Origin of the sequence: Burkholderia glumae LMG 2196 = ATCC 33617, from assembly GCF_000960995.1 — a bacterium.
Classification (GTDB): Bacteria; Pseudomonadota; Gammaproteobacteria; order Burkholderiales; family Burkholderiaceae; genus Burkholderia; species Burkholderia glumae.
Genome location: NZ_CP009435.1, coordinates 2,544,957 through 2,565,618 on the forward strand (window position 1 = coordinate 2,544,957; position 20,662 = coordinate 2,565,618).

Genomic DNA, 20,662 nt, shown 5'->3' on the forward strand with positions numbered 1-20,662 from the left:
GGGATCGCGCCCGGCGCCGGACGCCGGGGGACCGCGGAAACCGCGCGCGAGCCCTCTCGGCTCGGGCGCGGGGAATCAGTATAGCGGCCTCAAACGACGGACGACACGCGGCGCGAATAAAAGTGCCGGTTCACCAGCCGGCGCACCGCGCCGGCCAGCTCGCCGGCGGCGAGGCCGGCCGGGCCGTCGCCGAGTGCCGTCAGGCAGTCGGCCGCGAGGCCGTGCAGGTAGACGCCGCCAAGCGCGGCCTCATAGGCGGGGATGCGCTGCGCGGCGAACGCGGCGATCAGCCCGCCGAGCACGTCGCCGGTGCCGCCGGTGGCGAGCGCCGCGTTGCCGGTCGGATTGACGGCGACGCGCCCGTCGGGATGGGCAATCATCGTGCCCGAACCCTTCAGCACCGCGATCGCCGCATAGCGCGTGGCGAGCGCGCGTGCCGCGGCGAGACGGTCGGCCTGGACCGCCCGCACCTGGCTGCCGAGCAGGCGGGCGGCTTCGAGCGGATGCGGCGTCAGGATCGAAACGGCGCCGCGCGCAGCCAGCGCCGAGGCGAGCCCGGCGTCGGTGGCGACGAGGTTCAGCGCGTCGGCGTCCACCACCAGCGGCAGGTCGAGCGCGAGCATCGCGCGTAGCGTGTCGCGCGCGCGCTCGCGCACGCCGAGCCCGCAGCCGATGCCGATCGCGCTTAGCCCGTCGGTGGGCAGCGTGCGTGCCGGATGCAGCATCAGCTCGGGGAACGGCGGATCGTAGGGCGGCGCGTCCTCGCCGATGAAGCCGACGTGGACCTTGCCGGCGCCCGCGTGCAGGGCGGCGCGCGCGGCCAGGATCGGCGCGCCGCACATGCCGGTGTCGCCGCCGACGATCGCCACGCTGCCGAAGCTGCCCTTGTGCGAGGCCGACGCGCGGGCCGGCCAGTGCGGCGCGAACAGCGCGGCGGCGTTGAGCGTGGCCGAGGCGCGCACCGGCGCGTCGAGCGTCTCGATCGTGATCTCGCCGGCGTGGTCGCGGCCGTCGCCGAGGTAGAGGCCCGGCTTGGCGGCGATGAACGACAGCGTGTGGGTGGCGCGTACCGCCGCGCCGTCGCCGACGCGCGCGCCGCTGTCGGCGTCGATGCCGCTGGGAATATCGAGCGCGAGCACGCGGCCATGGCTGCAGGCGCGTGTCGAGAGTGCCGCCGCGAGCGTCGCGAACGGGCCGTCGAGCGGACGCGCGAGACCGATGCCGAACAGCCCGTCGACGAGCCAGCCATAGCCGTCGAACGAGGCTGGCGGCGCCGCCGAGATCGGCACGCCGGCCTCGCGCGCGAGCGCGAGCGCCCAGCGCGCATCCTCGGGTTTCGGCTCGACCGGCAGGCAGACCTCTACCTGCACGCCCAGCCGCAGCAACTCGGTGGCGGTCACCAGCGCGTCGCCGCCGTTGTTGCCGGGGCCGGCGGCGAGCCAGACCGGGCCCGCCCCGGGCTTGCCGCGCGCGGCGAGCCAGCGCGCGGCGGCGGCGCCGGCCCGCGCCATCAGCGTGTGCGGCGGCAGCGCGTGGGGCGGCTGCAGGGCGGCGGCCTCGGCCGCGCGCAGCTCGGCGACGGTGGCGAGCGGCAGCGGCTGATGCGCGAGCGGCGCGGCGAACGGATCGGCGGGCGGGCCGGACGGGGAGGGCGAGGCGGCGGTGAGCGTGGCGAGCGGCGTCATGGCGGAGGGCCGCCGGGGCGCGGCGGCCGGGTCGATGCGCCGCCCGCGGGCGGCGTCAGGTGGCGAAGCGATCCACGTGGAGCGCGGCGAGCGTATCGGCCGGCACGTGGTGCGCAGTGCCGCCGACGTAATCGGCTATCACTTTAGCAGAGCCGCAGGCGAGGCCCCAGCCGGCCGGGCCGTGGCCGAGATTGACGAACACGCGCGGGTGGCGGGTCGGGCCGACCACCGGCAGGCCGTCCGGCGAGAGCAGGCGCAGGTCCTGCCACGGCAGGGCGGCCGAGATCTTCGCCGCGCCGGGAATCCAGTCGTGGGTGGCCTGGCCGAGCAGCGCGAGCGCGCTTTCGCCGAGCGCCTCGGGCAGCGGCTGCGCCGCGTCCTTGCCGCTTTGCAGCACCGGCGCACCGCAGATGCGCACGCGCTGGTGCATGCGCGTCATGGTGATGCGCTTGATCGAATCGACCACCGTCAGGTGCGGCGCGTGCTCCTCGTAGGCGAGCGGCGCGGTCAGCGCGTTGACGCGCACCGGGTGCAGCGGCAGCGTCACGCCGAGCCGTTCGAGCAGCGGCACGCTGCCGGTGCCGGCCGCGATCACGATCGCGTCGGCCGAGATCACGTCCACTTCCTTGCCGCGCGCGCCGAGCCGGTCGCCTGGCTCGGGCGCCAGGTCGACGGCGGCGCGATTCGCCTCGACGCGGATCGCGGTGACGGCGCGGCCGAAGCGGAACTGCACGCCATGCTCGTCGAGCGTGTGCTTGACGAGCTTCGTGAACAGGGGACAGTTCGCGGTGCGCTCGTATTCGAGCAGCACGCCGCCCGCGAACGGGGGATCGGCCGGCACCGAGTGTTCGAGCGCCGCGCACTCCTGGGCCGACAGCAGCTGGTGCGGCACCTCGTTGGCGCGCAGCAGGTCGAGCGCGGGCTGGGCCAGCTCCCACTCCTGGCGGTCGCGGATCACGTGCAGCACGCCGGGGCGCTGCTCGAACTCGAGCGCGAAGCGCCGTTCGATGTCGGCGATCGCCTCGCGCGAGAGATCGGCGAGCGGCTTCAGTCGTGCGTACTGCGCGGTGAACGCCTCGGGCGCGCGCAGCTTCGCGAGCTCGTGCGTGAAGCGGCGCAGCGCGCGGTTCAGGCCCGGCTTGTAGACCACGCCGCTCTTGAGCGCGCGCCGGTGGTGCATGAAGGTCGGGCCGAACCAGACATCGAGCGGGGTCGGCAGCACGAGGCCGCCATGGCCGTAGGTCGCGCCCTGGGCGACGGTCGCGTGGCGCTCGACCACGCAGACGCGATGGCCGGCGGCGCGCAACTGGTAGGCGGTGGCGACGCCGCCGATACCGCCGCCAATGACGATGACATCCATGGTGTGCTTCGATGGCGGGCCGCGCGGTGCGGCCCGGGTCTGGTCTTGCGTGACGGGCCTGGTGGCGCCCGATGAACCGCGAATGATAGCGCCAAACCGGGCCGGCGCGGATTCCGGGCGCCGCGCCGGGGTGCCGCGCCGGGCTGCCGCGGTCCGTGCCGCGGCCAGAGGCGGCCCGATGCGGCCCGATGCGGCCCGATGCGGCCGCGCCCGGCACGGCCGCGAGCGCTGCGCCCGGGGCCTTCGGCACCTGCACTTCCGGGTATAATTGCGGCCTTCCTTTCGCCCCAATGTCGCCACCTCGCGCGACTCATCGATGTCCGTCCAGCCCATGGCTCACTTCTCGTGTTTTCCCGGCGCCGCCGCCCTGTCCGACTTCCGCCAGACCCGCCTGCTCGACGTGCTCAAGCAGATCGACGGCGATATCGTCGCGGTGCGCGGCCAGTACCTGCACTTCGTCAACGCGTCCGACGCGCTGTCGGCCGATGACGCGGCGCGCATCGGCGCGCTGATGCACTACGGCGCGCCGTTCGAGCCTGCCGCCGAGAAGGGCGCGACCGAAACCTTCATCGTGCTGCCGCGGTTCGGCACGGTTTCGCCGTGGGCCAGCAAGGCCACCGATATCGCGCTGCACTGCGGGCTGGCTTCGGTGCGCCGCATCGAGCGCGGCGTCGAGTTCACGGTCACGCTGAAGGCGGGCCTGCTCGGCATGGGCGGCAAGAAGGCGCTGTCGGCCGAGGCGCGCGCGGCGGTGGCCGCGGCGCTGCACGACCGCATGACGGAAAGCGTGGTGGCCGCGCGCGAGGACGCGCACCACCTGTTCGACGAACTGCCGGCCAAGCCGCTTAGCCGCGTCGACGTGCTGGCCCATGGCCGCGCCGCGCTCGAGGCGGCCAACCTCGAGCTGGGCCTCGCGCTCGCCGACGACGAGATCGACTACCTGGTGGACGCCTTCGCCAAGCTGCGGCGCAACCCGACCGACGTCGAGCTGATGATGTTCGCGCAGGCCAACAGCGAGCACTGCCGCCACAAGATCTTCAACGCCGACTGGACCATCGACGGCGCGAAGCAGGACATGTCGCTGTTCGCGATGATTCGCAACACCGAGAAGCTGAGCCCGCAGGGCACCATCGTCGCGTACTCGGACAATTCCTCGATCATGCGCGGCGCGCCGGCCGAGCGCTGGTTCCCGCGCGGCGCCGGCGCCGACGGCGCGCCGGCCGAGCAGTACGGCCGCCACGTCGAGCTGACCCACACGCTGATGAAGGTGGAGACGCACAACCACCCGACCGCGATCTCGCCGTTCGCCGGCGCCGCGACGGGCGCGGGCGGCGAGATCCGCGACGAAGGCGCGACCGGCCGCGGCGCGCGGCCGAAGGCCGGCCTGACCGGCTTCACGGTCTCCAACCTCGACCTGCCCGGTGCGCGCGAGGCGTGGGAAAACGCGCGCGACGCCGCGCAGCCGCTGGGCGAGCGCAACCCGGCCGACGCCCACGGGCCGTATGGCCGCCCCGAGCGGATCGCCTCGCCGCTGCAGATCATGATCGACGGCCCGCTCGGCGGCGCCGCGTTCAACAACGAATTCGGCCGGCCCAATCTCGGCGGCTACTTCCGCGTCTACGAGCAGAATGTCGGCGGCCAGGTGCGCGGCTATCACAAGCCGATCATGATCGCGGGCGGCATCGGCAACGTGTCCGACGCGCATACCCACAAGCGCGACCTGCCGGCCGGCACGCTGCTGATCCAGATCGGCGGCCCCGGCATGCGGATCGGGATGGGCGGCGGCGCGGCCAGCTCGATGGCGACCGGCGCGAACACGGCCGAACTCGATTTCGACTCCGTGCAGCGCGGCAACCCCGAGATCGAGCGGCGCGCGCAGGAAGTCATCAACGGCTGCTGGCAGCTCGGCGAGGCCAACCCGATCCTGTCGATCCACGACGTCGGCGCGGGCGGCCTGTCGAACGCGTTCCCCGAACTCGTCGACGGCGCCGACAAGGGCGCGCGCTTCGAGCTGCGCAAGATCCAGCTCGAGGAAAGCGGGCTGTCGCCGCGCGAGATCTGGTCGAACGAATCGCAGGAGCGCTACGTCCTCGCGATCGCGCCGGCCGACCTGCCGCGCTTCGAGGCGATCTGCACGCGCGAGCGCTGCCCGTTCGCCGTGATCGGGGTGGCCACCGACGAGCGCGAGCTGAAGCTCGTCGACGAGCTGGCCGAGGGCAGCGACGCGTTCCCGGTCGACATGCCGATGGACGTGCTGCTCGGCAAGCCGCCGAAGATGCACCGCGAGGTGGCGCGCCTGAAGGTCGAGCGCGTGCCGGTGGACGTCACGAACGTGGTGCTGGCCGAGGCCGCCGTCAGCGTGCTGAAGCACCCGACCGTCGCCAGCAAGTCGTTCCTGATCACGATCGGCGACCGCTCGGTGGGCGGCACCTCGGTGCGCGACCAGATGGTCGGCCCGTGGCAGGTGCCGGTGGCCGACTGCGCGATCACCGCGCTCGACTACGCCGGCTTCGCCGGCGAGGCGATGACGATGGCCGAGCGCACGCCGCTGGCCGTGATCGACGCGCCGGCCTCGGGCCGCATGGCGGTGGGCGAGGCGATCACCAACATCGCCGCCGCGCCGATCGCCTCGCTCGACAAGCTCAAGCTCTCGGCGAACTGGATGGCCGCCTGCGGCACCGCCGGCGAGGACGCCGCGCTCTACGACACGGTCCGCGCGATTGGCATGGAGCTGTGCCCGGCGCTCGGCATCGGGATTCCGGTCGGCAAGGATTCGCTGTCGATGAGGACCCAGTGGAACGACGCGGGCGTGGCCAAGGAAGTGGTCGCGCCGGTCTCGCTGATCATCTCGGCGTTCGCGCCGGTGGAGGACGTGCGCCGCCACCTGACGCCGCAACTGCGCCGCGTGGCCGACGCCGGCGACAGCGTGCTGATCCTGATCGACCTCGGCCGCGGCAAGCACCGCCTCGGCGGCAGCATCCTCGCGCAGGTCACGCAGCAGGTCGGCGACACGGTGCCCGACGTCGACGACGCGCAGGACTTGAAGCGCTTCTTCGGTGCGATCCAGGCGCTCAATGCGCAGGGCCGGCTGCTCGCCTACCACGACCGCTCGGACGGCGGCCTGTGGGCCACCGTCTGCGAAATGGCGTTCGCGGGCCACGCCGGCGTGTCGCTGAACGTCGACATGCTCACGCTCGACGCCAACGAGCCGGACTACGGCGACGCCAAGGACTGGGCCAAGCAGACCAGCGGCCGCCGCGAGGACCGCACGATCCGTGCGCTCTTCAGCGAGGAACTCGGCGCCGTGGTACAGGTGCGCGCGGCCGATCGCGACGCCGTGCTCGGCCTGCTGCGCGAGCACGGGCTGTCGACCTGCTCGCACGTGATCGGCACCGTCAACGATCGCGACGTGATCGAGGTGTTCCGCGACGCGAAGAAGATCTACGACGCGCCGCGCGCCGAGCTGCATCGCGCCTGGGCCGAGGTCAGCTGGCGCATCGCGCGCCTGCGCGACAACCCGGCCTGCGCCGACGCCGAATACGATACGCTGCTCGACGCGGCCGATCCGGGCCTGCAGCCGGTGCTGACGTTCGACCCGGCCGACGACGTCGCCGCGCCGTTCATCGCCACCGGTGCGCGCCCGCGCGTGGCGATCCTGCGCGAGCAGGGCGTGAATTCGCACCTGGAGACGGCCTACGCGTTCGATCGCGCCGGGTTCGACGCGCACGACGTCCACATGAGCGACCTGCTGGCCGGCCGCGCCACGCTGGCCGATTTCACCGGCGCGGTGGCCTGCGGCGGCTTCTCGTATGGCGACGTGCTCGGCGCCGGCGAGGGCTGGGCCAAGACGATCCGCTTCAACGCGCGACTGGCCGAGATGTTCTCGGCCTTCTTCGCGCGCGAGGACACGTTCGCGCTCGGCATCTGCAACGGCTGCCAGATGCTGTCGAGCCTCGCCTCGATGATCCCCGGCGCCGAGGCCTGGCCGAAGTTCACGCGCAACAAGTCCGAGCAGTTCGAGGCGCGCTTCTCGCTGGTCGAGGTGCAGCCCTCGCCGTCGATCTTCTTCGCCGGCATGGAGGGCTCGCGGATTCCGGTGGCCGTCGCGCATGGCGAAGGCTTCGCCGATTTCTCGCAGCAGGGCGACGCGAGCCGCGTCGCCGTGGCGATGCGCTTCGTCGATCACCGCGGCCAGGCCACCGAGCGCTATCCGTTCAACCCGAACGGCTCGCCCGCCGGCATCACCTCGGTGACCACCGCCGATGGCCGCTTCACCGTGCTGATGCCGCACATGGAGCGCGTGCATCGCACCGTGCAGATGAGCTGGCATCCGCAAGGCTGGGGCGACGAAGGCCCGTGGATGCGCGTGTTCCGCAACGCGCGCCGCTGGCTCGGCTGAGCCGCCGCATGACTCGTGCCGCCGCGCGCATACGGTCGCGCGCTGCGGCATAATCAGTGCGTTTGCATCGGCGGGCGCTCAAGAGGCGCCTGTTGTGGTGCGTATCGGCGCGTCTGGCCGGCCCCGCAAGCCGTTCGACGGCAAGACCGCCGCTGTTTCCGTCATTCTTATTTTCGCGACCACGACAATGCCCGCATACCGTTCCAAAACCTCCACCGCCGGCCGCAACATGGCGGGGGCGCGTTCGCTCTGGCGCGCCACCGGCATGAAGGACGAGGATTTCTCCAAGCCCATCATCGCCGTCGTCAACTCGTTTACCCAGTTCGTGCCCGGCCACGTCCACCTGAAGGACCTGGGCCAGCTCGTCGCGCGCGAGATCGAGGCCGCCGGCGGCGTCGCCAAGGAGTTCAACACGATCGCCGTGGACGACGGCATCGCGATGGGCCACGACGGCATGCTCTATTCGCTGCCGAGCCGCGACATCATCGCCGACTCGGTCGAGTACATGGTGAACGCGCACTGCGCCGATGCGATGGTCTGCATCTCGAATTGCGACAAGATCACGCCGGGGATGCTGATGGCCGCGATGCGCCTGAACATTCCGGTGATCTTCGTGTCGGGCGGCCCGATGGAAGCGGGCAAGGCGCAACTGGCCGTGCCGGGCACCAATACCATCCAGATCAAGAAGCTCGACCTGATCGACGCGATGGTGATGGCCGCCGACAGCAAGGTCAGCGACGCCGACGTCGCCGAGGTCGAGCGCTCGGCCTGTCCGACCTGCGGCTCGTGCTCGGGCATGTTCACCGCCAACTCGATGAACTGCCTGACCGAGGCGCTCGGGCTCTCGCTGCCCGGCAACGGCACGATCGTCGCGACGCACGCGGACCGCGAGCTGCTGTTCAAGCGCGCCGGCCGCCGCATCGTCGAACTCGCGCGCCAATACTACGAGCACGACGACGACAAGGTGCTGCCGCGCTCGGTCGGCTTCAAGGCCTTCGAGAACGCCATGACGCTCGACATCGCGATGGGCGGCTCGACCAACACGATCCTGCACCTGCTCGCGATCGCGCAGGAAGCCGAAATCGATTTCTCGATGTCGGACATCGATCGCCTGTCGCGCACCGTGCCGCAGCTCTGCAAGGTCGCGCCGAACACCAACAAGTACCACATCGAGGACGTGCATCGCGCGGGCGGGATCATGGCGATCCTCGGCGAGCTCGAGCGCGCCGGCAAGCTGCACACCGACGTGCCGACCGTGCACGCGCCCACGCTCGGCGCCGCGCTCGAGCAGTGGGACATCGTGCGCACCGGCGACGAGGCCGTCCGCACGTTCTACCTGGCTGGTCCGGGCGGAATTCCGACCCAGGTCGCGTTCAGCCAGAACGCGCGCTGGCCTAGCCTCGATCTCGATCGCGCCGAAGGCTGCATCCGCTCCTATGAGCACGCCTTCAGCAAGGAGGGCGGCCTCGCCGTGCTGACCGGCAACATCGCCAGGGACGGCTGCGTCGTGAAGACGGCCGGCGTGGACGACTCGATCCTCGTGTTCGAAGGCCCGGCGCACGTGGTCGAGTCGCAGGACGAGGCGGTCGAGCACATCCTTGCCGACGAGGTGAAGGCCGGCGACGTGGTGATCGTGCGCTACGAAGGGCCGAAGGGCGGCCCGGGCATGCAGGAGATGCTGTATCCGACCAGCTACATCAAGTCGAAGGGGCTCGGCAAATCCTGCGCGCTGCTGACCGACGGGCGCTTCTCGGGCGGCACCTCGGGGCTGTCGATCGGGCATTGCTCGCCGGAGGCGGCCGCGGGCGGCGCGATCGGCCTGGTGCGCAACGGCGACACGATCCGCATCGACATTCCGAACCGCACCATCGACGTGCTGGTGTCCGACGAGGAACTGGCCCGGCGCCGCGCCGAGCAGGACGCGAAGGGCTGGAAGCCGGCCCGGCCACGCCCGCGCAAGGTGTCGGCGGCGCTGAAGGCCTACGCGAAGCTGGTGATGTCGGCCGACAAGGGCGCGGTGCGGGATCTGTCGCTGCTCGACGACTGAGTCCGGCCGGCTCCGTGCGGCAGGCGATCGCGACCGATGCGATCGGCCCGCCGCCCGCCGTGCGCCGACGCATGCCGCCCTCATGGGCGGTTTTTTTCGACGCGCGCAGCGCCGGCAGCCGGCATCGGCAGCGCGCCGGCCGGGCTGGCCGGACTGGCCGGACTGGCCGATCGAGATCGAGACGCGGCCGCGATGGCTCGACCGGCTGCCGGGGGCGGCGCGGCGCCGGATCTTCTCGCACGAGACGTGGCGGCGTGTCGAGGCGCTCGCGGCGTTTCCGCTGCGCGAGCGGGCCGATGACGGCGCGGCAGGCGGCTCGCCCTGGAAGCCGGGCCGAAGCCCTCGCCGCCGGCGAGGCGGGGCGTGACGAAGCGATCGGACCGCGCTATCGTCGATGCTTATCGTATTGCCAAGACCGAGCCGCCCATGGATTGTGCTTCCCCTCCGCCCGCGGCCTTGCCCGGCACCGAGCGCCTGTCGCTGCGGCACGCCGCTCGCCGCGACGCACCGGCCCTGCTGGCCTATTACCTTGCCAACCGCGCCCATCTCGAGCCCTGGGCGCCGTCCCGTCCCGAGTCGTTCTACACGCTGCCCTCGATCGAGACGCGGCTCGACGCGATGGCGACGCAGGCCGCGGCCGGGCAGGCCGTGCATCTGCTGCTCTACGAGAAGGCCGGCGACCGGCTGATCGGCGAATGCAGCCTGACGAATATCGTGCGCGGGCCGTTCCAGGCCTGCCACCTCGGTTTCTCGATCGCGAGCGATCGCGAGGGGCGGGGGCTGATGCGCGAATGCCTGATCGAGGTCATCCGCTACGCGTTCGGCCCGCTCGGGCTGCACCGCCTGATGGCGAACCATCGCCCCGAGAACACGCGCAGCGCGCGCCTGCTCGAAGCGCTGGGCTTCGAGCGCGAGGGCATCGCGCGGGCCTATCTGAAGATCGATGGCGCCTGGGCCGACCATGTGCTGCGATCCTTGATCAATCCGGCCGACGCCTGACTGCCGCCCCAATGAAAAATGCCGCTCGGGCGAGCGGCATGGTTCGTCGAGTGCGGCCCGAAGCGGCCGCCGCGGCAAGCCGATCCTTACTGGATCTTCGCCTGCGCGCGCAGCTTTTCCTCGAATGCCTGCAGCTTCTGCTGCACGATCTGCTGCGCGATCTGCGCCTTGACCTGATCGAGCGGCGGCGGCGCCACCGGGCGCACGTCGTCGACGCGGATGATGTGCCAGCCGAATTGCGTCTTGACCGGCGTGTCGGTCATCTGGCCCTTCTGCAGGTGCGTCGCCGCATTGGCGAATTCCGGCACGAACGACTTCGGATCGGCCCAGTCCAGATCGCCGCCGTTCTTCGCCGAGCCCGGATCCTTCGAATACTGCTTGGCCAGATCCTCGAACTTGGCGCCGGCCTTGATCTTCGCGATCAGCTCCTTGGCCAGCTGCTCGTTGTCGACGAGGATGTGGTGCAGGTGATATTCGTTGCCGGACACCGACTTCGTCAGCTCGTCATAGCGCGCCTTGATATCGGCGTCGCTCGGCTGGTTCTTCTTCACGAAGTCCTCGATCATCGCGCGCAGCACCACCGCCTGCTGGGCGATCGCGACCTGCTGCTTCACGTCGGGCCGGTTCGGCACGCCTTCCTTGATCGCTTCCTGCATCAGGATCTCGCGGTTGACGAGTTCCTGGCTCACCTTCTTGCGCAACTGCTCGCTGTCGGGCTGGCCCTGCTGGACGAGCTGGGCCACCATCGCGTCGACGCGCGCCTTCGGGATCGGCGTGCCGTTGACGACGGCAACGTTCTGGGCAAATGCCGGTGCGGCGACGAATGCGGCGGCCGCGACCCACAGACGGGGGGATTTCAGGATCATCGGGAATTCCTAGCGAAACGAAACTTTATTGGGAAGACACATTGAATTCATCGGGCGTGTAAGCCACGATCGCGAGCGCGTGAATCCCGCGCTGCATGGCATCGGCGAGCGCATCATACACCAGCCGGTGCCGTGCCACGCGCGACTTGCCGGCAAACGCGGCGGACACGATCGTCACCGTATAATGCCCGCCCGCCGAGGCACCGGCATGACCGGCATGCTGTGCGCTGTCGTCGCTGACATGCAGGGACTCGGGCGCGAGCGCGGCGGCGAGGCGCGCCTCGATCAGCGCCATGCGCGCCTCGGGCGCCGCGTTCAGGAAGTCGTCGGCCATCGTCATTCTTCTTTGAGGTATTTCGCGAGCCACAGGCTCTGCAGGATGATGAACACGAACATCGCGCCGGTGGTGCCGAACAGCTTGAAGTTGACCCATTGCGACAGCGTGTAGTGATTGACCACATAGAGGTTCGCCACGCCGAGCGCGACGAAGAACAGCCCCCACGCCAGGTTGAGCTTGTCCCAGATCGCCGCGGGCAGCGACAGCTGCGTAGCCATCATCTTCGCGATCAGGTTCTTGCCGAACAGGTAGCGCGCGCCGATCAGCACCACCGCGAACAGCCAGTACAGCACGGTGAGCTTCCACTGGATGAATTTCTCGTCGTGCAGCACCAGCGTGGCGCCGCCGAACACGACGATCACGCCGAGGCTGACCCACAGCATGGTATCGACCTTCTTGTGGCGCCAGGCCACCCAGGCGACCTGCAGCAGCGTGGCGACGATCGCGACCGCCGTCGCGGTGAAGATGCCCCAGAGCTTGAAGGCGGCGAAAAACAGGATGATCGGAAACAGATCGAACAGAAATTTCATGGTGATCGGGGCTGCGTGGCACGCGCCGGGGCTGGGGCGCCCAGGCGGCCACCGTTACGGGGCCCCGCCGCACGGGCCGGGGGCTGGTGCGGCGGGCATCGGCCGGTGCTGGGCTGGGCGTCAGCGGCCGGCGTCAGGCTCGAAGTTTAACGCAGCCGAATTGATGCAGTAGCGCAGACCGGTTTTGTCGCGCGGGCCGTCCTCGAACACGTGGCCCAGATGCGCGCCGCAATGGTTGCAGCGCACCTCGACACGCACCATGCCGTGCGTGCGGTCGATCTTCTCGTCGATCACCTCGGCGGCGAGCGGCTTGAAGTAGCTGGGCCAGCCGCAGCCCGAATGGTACTTCGCGCCCGATTCGAACAGCGGGGTGTCGCACACCACGCAGCGGTAGATGCCGGGCTCCTCGGTGTCGGTGTATTCGCCGGTGAAGGCGCGCTCGGTGGCCGCGTGCTGCGTGACCTCGTACTGCATGGGCGTGAGCCGCTCGCGCAGTTCGGCGTCGTCGGCCTGGTACGGATAGCGGCGGTCGTCCTGATCGTGGGGCATGGTGGGGTTCTCCTGGAGAAGGCGGCAGGTTCGCTCGTTACGACGAGCAGCTCACTTCCAGCGTGCTCGCCCAGTCGGGCGGCAGCGCGGCGTAGGCCTCGTACTCGGGCTGTTCGTCGAACGGCCTGCGCAGGATGCGGGCGAGCCGTTCGAGCTCGGAAAAATCCTTCTCGGCCGCGCGCCGGATCGCGGTCTCGGCCAGATGATTGCGCAGCACGTATTTCGGATTGACGCGGTTCATCGCCTCGGCGCGCGCCGCGTCGTCGCGCGGCTCGGCGGCCAGGCGCTCGCGATACTGCGCGGCCCAGCCGTCGAACGCCGCGCGGTCGATGAACAGGTCGCGCACCGCGCCGTCCGCGCGCGCGTCGTGCTTCGACAGGTGCGCGAGGCGGCGGAACGTCAGCGTGAAGTCGGCACGGCTGCCGTTCATGATTTCCAGCAGCCGGTTGGCGAGCGCGGCGTCGCCTTCGAGTTCGAGCGCGAGGCCGAGCTTGGCGCGCATCGCGGCCTCGAGCGCGGGGCCGAACGTCTCGGGAAAGCGTGCCAGCACGGCCTGGGCGTCTTCCACCGCGCGCTCGGTGCGCGGATCGTCGTCTAGCTCGGTGCGCTGCTGGCCGATCAGCGGCAGCAGCGCCTGGGCCAGGCAGAAGCAGTTCCAGTGCGCGATGCGCGGCTGCATGCGGTACGCGTAGCGACCCTGCGTGTCGGTGTGGTTGCAGATGTGCGAGGCGTCGAAGCCGTCGATGAAGCCGAACGGGCCGTAGTCGAGCGTGAGACCGAGGATCGACATGTTGTCGGTGTTCATCACGCCGTGGCAGAAGCCCACCGCCTGCCACTGGGCCAGCATTCGCGCGGTGCGCTGCATCACGGCCTCGAGCAGCGCCAGATACGGGTCGTCCGCGGCGCGGCAGTCCGGATAGAAGCGCGCGATGACGTGATCGGCGAGCTGCTTGAGCAGGTCGGGCCGGTCGTTGGCGAAGAAGTGCTCGAAATGGCCGAAGCGCACGAAGCTGTCCGCCACGCGCGTGACCACGGCCGCCGTTTCGATCTCCTCGCGCGTGACCGGTTGGTCCGAGCCGATCAGCGCCAGCGCGCGCGTGGTCGGGATGCCGAGGTGATGCATCGCCTCCGAGCAGAGGAATTCGCGGATCGACGAGCGCAGCACCGCGCGGCCGTCGCCCATGCGCGAATACGGCGTGCGGCCCGCGCCCTTCAGCTGGAATTCGACGCGCCGGCCCGCGTGCTCGAGCTCGCCGATCGTCAGCGCGCGGCCGTCGCCGAGCTGGCCGGCCCAGACGCCGAACTGGTGGCCCGAATAGACGGTCGCGTAGGGCAGGGCCGCGGCGGGCCAGTCGCGCGTGGGGTTGCCGCAGAACAGCTCGGCGAAGCCGGGCAGCGCGCGGATCGACGGATCGAGGCCGAGCTCGCGCGCGAGCTCGTCGGAAAAGCCGATCACGTAGGGCGCGGGCAGCGGTGCCGCGGGCAGCCGGGTCAGGAACGCGGGGCCGAGCCCGACGAACGCGTCGTCGCGCGGCGCGGCGAGCGAGGCGGCCAGATCGGCAAGGGCGGCAGCGGCGGAAGCGGCGGGGAGGGAGGCGGCCAAGGCGGGTTCGTTTCCTGGAAACAACGAGTTGAACAACGGGGCACAAGCCGATATTGTAAATCCGCGCCGCGCGGGCCGCTTGCGGCCGCGGACCCGACCACGATCGGGGCTCGAGACAATCCAACCGGGAGAGCTGGACGATGAGCATCACGATGAACCCGCCTTTGCTGGGCCAGATGATGGAGGTGCCGCTGCTGGTGTCGTCGCTGATCACGCATGCGGCGCGGCATGCCGGCGGCGTGGAGATCGTGTCGCGCCGGATCGAAGGCGATCTGCACCGCTACACCTATCGCGACTGCGAACGGCGCGCCAAGCAGCTCGCGCAGGCGCTCACGCGGGCCGGCGTCGCGCCGGGCGAGCGCGTCGGCACGCTGGCCTGGAACGGCTACCGCCACCTGGAGGCGTATTTCGGCATCGCCGGGATGGGCGCCGTCAGCCATACGATCAACCCGCGCCTGTTTCTCGAGCAACTCGTCTATATCGTCAACCATGCCGACGATCGTTTCATCCTGTTCGATCTCAACTTCGCGCCGCTGATCGACCAGCTCGCGCCGCAGTGCCCGAACGTGCGCGGCTGGATCGCGCTGACCGACGCGGCGCACCTGCCCGCGGCGGCCACGCCGCTGATCGCGTATGAAACGCTGCTCGACGCGGAGGATGGCGATTACGACTGGCCGCGCCTCGACGAGCGCCAGGCCTCGTCGCTCTGCTACACGTCGGGCACCACCGGCCATCCGAAGGGCGCGCTCTACTCGCACCGCTCGACGGTGCTGCACGCCTACGCGGCCGCACTGCCCGACGCGATGGCGCTGTCGATGCTCGACGCGGTGCTGCCGGTGGTGCCGATGTTCCACGTCAACGCCTGGGGCCTGCCCTACGCGGTGCCGCTCACCGGCGCGAAGCTGGTGCTGCCCGGCAAGGATCTGGACGGCAAGTCGGTCTACGAGCTGATGGAAGCGGAGCGCGTGACCTGCTCGGCCGGCGTGCCGACCGTCTGGCTCGGCCTGCTCAACTACATGCGCGAGGCCGGGGTGCGCTTCTCGACGCTCCGACGCACCGTGATCGGCGGCTCCGCATGCCCGCCCAGCATGCTGCGCGCGTTCGAGGACGATTACGGCGTGCAGGTGATCCACGCCTGGGGCATGACCGAGCTGTCGCCGCTCGGCACGCTGGCGCGGCCGACCTGGGCGCAGATGCAGCGGCCCGAGGCCGAGCGGCGCCAGTCGCTCGAAAAACAGGGCCGCGTGGTCTGCGGCATCGACATGCGCATCGTCGGCGAGGACGGCAGCGAGCTGCCCTGGGACGGCGTCGCGTTCGGCGAGCTGCAGGTGCGCGGGCCGTGGGTGATCGACGGCTATTTCCAGGGCGAGGGCTCGCCGCTCGTCGACGGCTGGTTCCCGACCGGCGACGTCGCCACCATCGATCGCGACGGCTTCCTGCAGATCACCGATCGCAGCAAGGACGTGATCAAGTCGGGCGGCGAATGGATCAGCTCGATCGACCTGGAGAACATCGCCGTCGCGCACCCGGGCGTGGCCGAGGCGGCCTGCATCGCCTGCGCGCATCCGAAATGGACGGAACGGCCGCTGCTCGTGGTGGTGCGCCGGCCCGGCAGCGACCTGACGCGCGAGGCGCTGCTCGCGTTCTACGAGGGCAAGGTCGCGAAATGGTGGATACCCGACGACGTGGTGTTCGTCGAGGCGCTGCCGCACACGGCCACCGGCAAGCTGCAAAAGCTCAGGCTGCGCGAGATGTTCCGCGAGCACGTGCTGCCCACCGCCGTCGCCGGCGATAGCCCGCGCGAAAGCGTGCCGGCGCGATCGGCCGGGCGGGGCTGAGGGCTGAGGGCCGTGGGCCGTCGCGCCGGGCCGCCGCGATCGGCGGAGGGCCGGGTTGCGTCGGGGCCGGGCGGCGGCCGTGTCGGGCCTCGTCGAGTGTTCCGGGGGGCGTGCCATGCGCCGCCGGCCGGCGTGCCTGCCGTGCCCCGCTTGGCATCGGGGCGAGATGAATTGAACGATCGTTCGTTTTTAGGTATGCTGCCCGGGTTCGATTGCGCGCGCCGCACGCGTTGCGCGCACCCACGACCGACAACGCTGACGACGCGCCGCCGCCCCGGGCTCGCGTAACCGCATGGAGGCAGACAGATGGCAGTGGCTTACACGATTCGCGACGGCGTGGCCGTCCTTACGCTCGACAATCCGCCCGTCAACGGGCTCGGCCATTCGACGCGCGCTGCGCTGATGGCCGGGCTCGACCGCGCGCTGGCCGACGCTTCGGTCACAGCGATCGTGCTGACGGGCGCCGGCCGCGCGTTCTCGGGCGGCGCCGACATCACCGAATTCAACACGCCGAAGGCGCTGCAGGAACCGAACCTGCACACGCTGATCGCTGCCGTGGAGGCCAGCCCGAAGCCGGTGATCGCGGCGGTGCATGCCGTGGTGATGGGCGGCGGGCTCGAGCTCGCGCTCGGCGCGCATTACCGGATCGCCGCGCCAGGCACCCAGGTGGCGCTGCCCGAAGTGAAGATCGGGCTGCTGCCCGGCGCCGGCGGCACGCAGCGGCTGCCGCGCGCGGTGGGGCTGGAGACGGCGCTGAACATGATCGTCTCGGGCGCGCCGGTGCCGGCCGAGCAGCTCGCCGCCAGCGGCCTGTTCGACGAGATCGCCGCAGGCGACCTGCTCGACGCCGCGGTGGCGTTCGGCCGGCGCGTGGGCGCGCAGCCCGGGCCGCATCCGCGCGTGCGCGACCGCGCCATCGTGCATCCGAACCCGGCCGGCTTCATCCAGTTCGCGCGCAACAGCGTGAAGGCGGCCGCGCCGCAGTATCCGGCGCCGCACAAGTGCATCGACGCGATCGAGTCGGGCGTGCTGAACGGCTTCGAGCAGGGCCTGGCCGACGAGCGCGAGGGCTTCGTCGCGCTGGTGCAGACGCCCGAGAGCCGCGCGCTGCGCCATGCGTTCTTCGCCGAGCGGGCCGCGAGCAAGATCCCCGACGTGCCGGCCGACACGCCGGTGCGCGAGATCCGGCGGGTCGCCGTGATCGGCGCCGGCACCATGGGCGGCGGCATTGCGATGAATTTCGTCAACGCCGGGCTGCCGGTGGTGCTGCTCGAAACGAAGCAGGAGGCGCTCGACCGCGGCCTCGCGACCATCCGCAAGAACTACGAGGCCCAGGTCAAGAAGGGCAAGTTGACGGCCGAGAAGCTCGAGGCGCGGCTCGCGCTGATCACGCCGACGCTGTCCTACGACGACCTGGGAGAGGCCGACCTCATCATCGAAGCGGTATTCGAGGAGCTCGGCGTGAAGGAGCAGGTGTTTCGCCGGCTCGACGAGGTGGCCAAACCCGGCGCGATCCTCGCGTCGAACACCTCGACGCTCGACGTCGATCGCATCGCCGCGTTCACGCAGCGCCCGCAGGACGTGGTCGGCATGCACTTCTTCAGCCCCGCCAACGTCATGAAGCTGCTGGAAGTGGTGCGCGGCGAAAAGACGGCGAAGGACGTGCTCGCCACCGTCATGCAGATCGCCAAGAAGATCCGCAAGACGGCCGTGGTGTCGGGCGTTTGCGACGGCTTCATCGGCAACCGGATGATCGAGCAGTACATCCGCCAGGCCCTCTTCATGCTCGAGGAAGGCGCGCTGCCGGCGCAGGTCGATCGCGCCATCGAGGCCTTCGGTTTCGCGATGGGGCCGTTTCGCATGAGCGATTTGGCCGGCAACGACATCGGCTGGGCGATCCGCAAGCGCCGCTACGTCGAGCAGCCCGAGCTGCATTACTCGAAGATCGCCGACCGCCTCTGCGAGCTGGGCCGCTTCGGCCAGAAGACGGGCGGCGGCTGGTACGACTACCAGCCGGGCGAGCGGCGCGCGAAACCGTCGAAGCTCGTCGACGAGATGGTGCTCGCCTATTCGAAGGAAGCCGGCATCGAGCGCCGCGCGATCGGCGACGACGAGATCGTCGAGCGGCTCGTCTACGCGCTCGTCAACGAAGGCGCGAAGATCCTCGAGGAAGGCATCGCGTCGAAGGCCTCCGACGTCGACATGGTCTACCTGACCGGCTATGGCTTCCCGCTCTGGCGCGGCGGCCCGATGCTGTATGCCGACGAGGTCGGGCTCTACAACGTCGAGCGCGCGATGCGGCGCTACGCGGCCGGCGCGAACGGCGACGCGTGGCGGATCGCGCCGTCGATCGTCGAGCTGGCCGCCAGCGGCAAGGGTTTCAACGGCTGACGCGCGGAGGACACGATGATGCGGACCGACGACGTGCTGCTCGTGATCGACGTGCAGAACGATTTCATGCCGGGCGGCGCGCTCGCGGTGGCCGACGGCGACGCGGTGGTGCCGGTGATCAACCGGCTCGCGCGGCGCTTCGATCAGGTGGTGATCACGCAGGACTGGCATCCGCGCGCGCACGTGTCGTTTGCCGCCAACCACGCGGGCCGCGAGCCGTTCTCGACGCTGACGCTGCCCTACGGCGAGCAGGTGCTGTGGCCCGTGCATTGCGTGCAGGACACCGACGGCGCCGCGCTGCACCGCGATCTCGACGTCCCCCATGCGCGGCTCGTGATCCGCAAGGGGCTCGACCCGGCCGTCGACAGCTATTCGGCCTTCGTCGAGGCCGACCGTGCGACTTCCACCGGCCTCGCCGCCTATCTGCAGGCGCTCGGCGCCAAGCGCGTCTGGTGCTGCGGGCTCGCCACCGACTATTGCGTCGCGTGGTCCGCGCTCGATGCACGCGCGGCCGGCTTCGAGGCCGCGGTGATCGAGGACGCGTGCCGCGCGATCGACCTCGACGGCTCGCTCGCGCGCGCCTGGCAGGACCTTCACGGCGCGGGCGTGGCCCGCGTGCATGCGGACGCGGTGCCGCTCTGAGCCCGCCGGCGCGCGCCGCGTTCCGTCTACAAGCAATTCGAACCAGGAGACTGGCATGACCGAAGCCGTAATCGTATCCACCGCCCGCACCGCGCTTGCCAAATCGTGGCGCGGCGCGCTCAACATGACGCATGGCGCGACGCTCGGCGGCCACGTGGTCGCCGCGGCCGTGGCGCGCGCGAAGCTCGACCCGGCGCGCGTCGAGGACGTGCTGATGGGCTGCGCGAATCCCGAAGGCGCGACGGGCGCCAACATCGCGCGCCAGATCGCGCTGCGCGCCGGCCTGCCGGTATCGGTGCCGGGCATGACGATCAACCGCTTCTGCTCGTCGGGGCTGCAGACCATCGCGCTCGCCGCGCAGCGCGTGATCGCGGGCGAGGGCGAGGTGTTCGTGGCGGGCGGGGTGGAGTCGATCTCGTGCGTGCAGAACGAGATGAACCACCATATGCTGCAGGAGGGCTGGCTCAGGGAGCACAAGCCGGAGATCTACTGGAGCATGCTGCAGACCGCCGAGAACGTCGCGAAGCGCTACGGCATCGACAGGCAGCGCCAGGACGAGTACGGCGTGCAATCGCAGCAGCGCGCGGCCGCCGCGCAGGCGGCCGGCCGGTTCGACGACGAGATCGTGCCGATCACGGTGCTGGCCGGCGTGGCCGACAAGGCGAGCGGGCGGCTCTCGACGCGCGAGCTCACGCTCGCGGCCGACGAGGGGATTCGCCCCGACACCACGCTCGAGGGCGTCTCGAAGATCCGTTCGGCGCTGCCGGGCGGCGTGATCACGGCCGGCAACGCGAGCCAGTTCTCCGACGGCGCCTCGGCCTGCGTGGTGATGAGCGCGAAGCTGGCCGAGCGCGAGGGGCTGCAGCCGCTCGGCATCTTCCGCGGCTTCGCGGTGGCCGGCTGCGAGCCCGACGAGATGGGCATCGGCCCGGTGTTCGCGGTGCCGAAGCTGCTGAAGCAGGCCGGCCTGACGGTGGCCGACATCGACCTGTGGGAGCTGAACGAGGCGTTCGCGGTGCAGGTGCTCTATTGCCGCGACACGCTCGGCATCCCGAACGAGCGGCTCAACGTGAACGGCGGCGCGATCGCGGTCGGCCATCCCTACGGCGTGTCGGGCGCGCGGCTCACCGGCCATGCGCTGATCGAAGGCAAGCGGCGCGGCGCGAAGCGCGTGGTGGTGACGATGTGCATCGGCGGCGGCCAGGGCGCGGCGGGGCTGTTCGAGATCGCCTGAGGGCGCCCGGTCCGGCCACGATCTGCGGTGGCGGTCGATGGGCGCCGATGGGCGCGCCCGACGCATCGCTTCGCCGCGGCGGCAAGTTTGGTAGGCTTCGCCTCTGGACCCGCCGGGCGCCGCGCGCCCGGCCCTGGTGGCCCCTCGGACTCCGTTACGCAAGAAGGCATCATGATTGCTCA

At 70.6% G+C, this 20,662-nt stretch carries 14 protein-coding genes; 7 read left to right on the top strand and 7 right to left on the bottom strand.

Going from position 1 to position 20,662, the window contains the following annotated elements; all coding sequences use genetic code 11:
* Positions 1–89: 89 nt before the first annotated feature.
* Positions 90–1,685, bottom strand: a complete 1,596-nt coding sequence (locus KS03_RS24030) for an NAD(P)H-hydrate dehydratase (RefSeq protein ID WP_015875404.1) — start codon at positions 1,683–1,685, stop codon at positions 90–92.
* Between the two features lie 55 nt (positions 1,686–1,740).
* Complete coding sequence (locus KS03_RS24035; RefSeq protein ID WP_015875405.1) at positions 1,741–3,045, bottom strand: FAD-dependent oxidoreductase; 1,305 nt, start codon at positions 3,043–3,045, stop codon at positions 1,741–1,743.
* Between the two features lie 331 nt (positions 3,046–3,376).
* Between KS03_RS24035 and purL the strand changes: the two genes are divergently transcribed.
* The 3 genes from purL (at position 3,377) to KS03_RS24055 (ending at position 10,490) form a co-directional block, all read left to right on the top strand.
* Entirely contained in the window at positions 3,377–7,444 is a 4,068-nt protein-coding gene (purL, locus tag KS03_RS24040) for a phosphoribosylformylglycinamidine synthase (protein WP_015875406.1), read from the top strand.
* Between the two features lie 187 nt (positions 7,445–7,631).
* Complete coding sequence (ilvD, locus tag KS03_RS24045) at positions 7,632–9,491, top strand: dihydroxy-acid dehydratase (protein WP_015875407.1); 1,860 nt, start codon at positions 7,632–7,634, stop codon at positions 9,489–9,491.
* 426 nt (positions 9,492–9,917) lie between these two features.
* The gene (locus tag KS03_RS24055; RefSeq protein WP_045678904.1) at positions 9,918–10,490 is read left to right on the top strand and encodes a GNAT family N-acetyltransferase; all 573 of its coding nucleotides are present in this window, start codon (positions 9,918–9,920) and stop codon (positions 10,488–10,490) included.
* An 86-nt stretch (positions 10,491–10,576) separates the two neighbouring features.
* Here KS03_RS24055 and KS03_RS24060 read toward each other — a convergent pair whose 3' ends face one another.
* From KS03_RS24060 to KS03_RS24080, 5 genes are all read right to left on the bottom strand, one after another.
* Positions 10,577–11,356 (bottom strand): peptidylprolyl isomerase, encoded by a 780-nt coding sequence (locus tag KS03_RS24060; RefSeq protein ID WP_015875408.1) that lies wholly within the window; start codon positions 11,354–11,356, stop codon positions 10,577–10,579.
* Positions 11,357–11,381: 25 nt separating this feature from the next.
* On the bottom strand, positions 11,382–11,690 hold the full coding sequence (locus tag KS03_RS24065) for a BolA family protein (protein WP_035980172.1): 309 nt from the start codon (positions 11,688–11,690) through the stop codon (positions 11,382–11,384).
* A gap of 2 nt (positions 11,691–11,692) precedes the next feature.
* A complete protein-coding gene (locus KS03_RS24070; RefSeq protein ID WP_015875410.1) occupies positions 11,693–12,223 on the bottom strand; it encodes a septation protein A in 531 nt (176 codons plus the stop codon).
* A gap of 120 nt (positions 12,224–12,343) precedes the next feature.
* A complete protein-coding gene (gene msrB / locus KS03_RS24075) occupies positions 12,344–12,772 on the bottom strand; it encodes a peptide-methionine (R)-S-oxide reductase MsrB (protein ID WP_015875411.1) in 429 nt (142 codons plus the stop codon).
* Positions 12,773–12,809: 37 nt separating this feature from the next.
* On the bottom strand, positions 12,810–14,375 hold the full coding sequence (locus tag KS03_RS24080) for a protein adenylyltransferase SelO (RefSeq protein ID WP_015875412.1): 1,566 nt from the start codon (positions 14,373–14,375) through the stop codon (positions 12,810–12,812).
* A gap of 152 nt (positions 14,376–14,527) precedes the next feature.
* Between KS03_RS24080 and KS03_RS24085 the strand changes: the two genes are divergently transcribed.
* The 4 genes from KS03_RS24085 to KS03_RS24100 all read left to right on the top strand — a co-directional run bounded on the left by KS03_RS24085 (position 14,528) and on the right by KS03_RS24100 (position 20,480).
* Positions 14,528–16,213, top strand: a complete 1,686-nt coding sequence (locus tag KS03_RS24085) for a 3-(methylthio)propionyl-CoA ligase (protein ID WP_169512450.1) — start codon at positions 14,528–14,530, stop codon at positions 16,211–16,213.
* Between the two features lie 306 nt (positions 16,214–16,519).
* Positions 16,520–18,604: a 3-hydroxyacyl-CoA dehydrogenase NAD-binding domain-containing protein gene (locus KS03_RS24090; protein WP_017424533.1), complete on the top strand. Its 2,085-nt coding sequence runs from the start codon at positions 16,520–16,522 to the stop codon at positions 18,602–18,604.
* Positions 18,605–18,619: 15 nt separating this feature from the next.
* A complete protein-coding gene (gene pncA / locus KS03_RS24095) occupies positions 18,620–19,246 on the top strand; it encodes a bifunctional nicotinamidase/pyrazinamidase (protein ID WP_015875415.1) in 627 nt (208 codons plus the stop codon).
* Positions 19,247–19,301: 55 nt separating this feature from the next.
* The gene (locus KS03_RS24100; protein WP_015875416.1) at positions 19,302–20,480 is read left to right on the top strand and encodes an acetyl-CoA C-acyltransferase; all 1,179 of its coding nucleotides are present in this window, start codon (positions 19,302–19,304) and stop codon (positions 20,478–20,480) included.
* Positions 20,481–20,662 lie beyond the last annotated feature (182 nt).